The organism is Streptococcus oralis, from assembly GCF_001075875.1.
Classification (GTDB): Bacteria; Bacillota; Bacilli; order Lactobacillales; family Streptococcaceae; genus Streptococcus; species Streptococcus oralis_I.
This window is the reverse complement of sequence record NZ_JUOS01000160.1, coordinates 1-1226: the sequence shown is the minus strand read 5'-3', so window position 1 is coordinate 1226 and position 1226 is coordinate 1. Positions and strand designations below refer to the sequence as shown.

Sequence of the window (1226 nt, the reverse complement as noted above, 5' to 3'; positions counted from 1 at the left end):
GCAGTTGAGTAGTCAATAGCTTCACCAGATTTACCAGAAACTTGATCATTTTCAAGTGTTTTACCAGTATTTTGGTCTACATACTTGATAATAGCTTTTTGAATCTGTTTGCGAATAACAATCGCAGTATCGCGACCAATAGCATCCTGATCCTTCTCTTGGTTAGGGTTTACTGTTCCCTTCTCAGCATTATATCCATAAGCCGTTTGTTTATCAATCAATTCCCATCCAATTGGTACTGATGGAACTTTGGTTGTCCATGCACGTGTAGGGTCTGAAGGGTCATTCGCATAAATTTGTTTAGCAGCACTATCACGAGAAGAAACCACATCTCCCTGAGGACTGACAAAGTTTCCTTGTTCATCTACATAAACGATATATCCTAATTTTTTGTACCAAACATCAAAGTTAAGATCACCAATATTTTCTGGTGTCACAACTAAGGCAGCAATACTAGCTTTATCAGCGTAATGACCTGGAAGAACAGGCGTCAAGACTTTCTTATATTCATACTCTGCATCTCCATCTGTCGGTACAGCTCCAGCATTTCGGAAACCTGTTCCTCTATGGTTCCCATTTTTGCGACGCATAGCCATATAAGCTTCCAATGACGATTTGTATTCAGCCCTAGCTGACTCAGTAAGTGGTACAACGACTCCTCCCTTATCATGAGCGACAGCTGCTTCTGTTTTAAGCTTGGCAACTTTTGGAAGATTAGCAACTTCATCATCCGTTGCTTTAGCAATTTCTGTTTCAGTAGTTGCTTTTGCTACAGTACTTGCTTCAGCTGGAGCTAGAGCTTTATCAGTAGACTTATCTTCTTTTTCAGCAACTTCAGCTGGAGCTTTATCAGTAGACTTATCGTCTTTTTCAGCGACTTCAGTTTTAACTTCAGTTGCTTTCGCCGTTTCTTCACTCGATTCTTTCGCTGGAGCTTCTGACTTTTCAGATTTTGGACTCTCGATTACAGGTTTTTCAGAATCTGAAGAAACTTCAACCTTTTCTGGTGTTTCAACAACTTTATCTGCAAGTGTAGAATTTGACTCAGAAATTTCTGATACTACAGAAGGCTTTTCAGCTACTGTAGGTTTTGATTCAGAAGTTTCTGACACTGAAGATTCCGATGTGCTAGTTGAACTATCTGGACTAGCAGATACTACGGAAGTGGACAAAGTTTCTGAAACATTTGTCTCATCAGCGCTAGCGACTTGCCCACTCAAAAAGAA

The 1226-nt window shown here is 40.1% G+C and carries 1 protein-coding gene; it reads right to left on the bottom strand.

Translation table 11 applies throughout. The features are described from left to right. A partial coding sequence (locus tag ADM33_RS11510; protein ID WP_414716795.1) for a mucin-binding protein occupies positions 1-1112 on the bottom strand: 1112 nt, incomplete at its 3' end. Positions 1113-1226: the final 114 nt, after the last annotated feature.